We start from the raw sequence: 589 nt of genomic DNA on the forward strand, positions 1-589 counted from the left end.
CAATTTTGGTGCTCTTTATCCTGCTGGTCATAATTACTAAAGCGTGTTGGATTTAATTTCGTGAGCATAGCCACACTATTCGCTGCTCCTAGGTTAACTTAAGATCTTACCGAATGCATGGCGATTCTGCCGTAATGGTTGTTGCGCTTATTGGGTTTTGTCGACCTAGCGGGATTGTCAGTAACGGGATTGTTCCAATTAGCATTGGAATGACTAATGATGATAAATCTGTTTAAAAACGAGTGAATACCTTATCGGCTTCGGCGGTAGGGTATTTTTTTGTTTACCTACATGCCCTGTCATAGAATGTATTTATACATATATTAAAATGTACCATAAATAAAGGAGGCTAAAGACATGGGTGCATATGAAGGTGCAGGCACAGGCGCATATGGCGGCGGTATGTGGACTTCTACAGCTGCAATTTTGGTGCTCTTTATCCTGTTGGTTATAATCACCAAAGCATTTTGGGTTTAATTTTGTGAAAAGAACGGTTGAATAACACCGCTTTACTTGGCTCATTCTGTCATAATAGTAGTTGCAGTTATTGGGATATTTTCTTCAAGAAACGAAACACTCGAATAACAAA

The 589-nt window shown here is 39.2% G+C and carries 1 protein-coding gene; it reads left to right on the top strand.

Annotated features, from left to right (window positions below):
* Positions 1–357 precede the first annotated feature (357 nt).
* Entirely contained in the window at positions 358–477 is a 120-nt protein-coding gene (locus KQI_RS27555) for a hypothetical protein (protein ID WP_010344811.1), read from the top strand.
* Positions 478–589 lie beyond the last annotated feature (112 nt).

This window comes from Paenibacillus peoriae KCTC 3763 (assembly GCF_000236805.1).
GTDB classification, from domain to species: Bacteria; Bacillota; Bacilli; order Paenibacillales; family Paenibacillaceae; genus Paenibacillus; species Paenibacillus peoriae.

Coding starts and splice junctions, on each gene's coding strand:
- KQI_RS27555 (WP_010344811.1), top strand. CDS start 358: ATGGGTGCATATGAAGGTGCAGGCACAGGCGCATATGGCGGCGGTATG.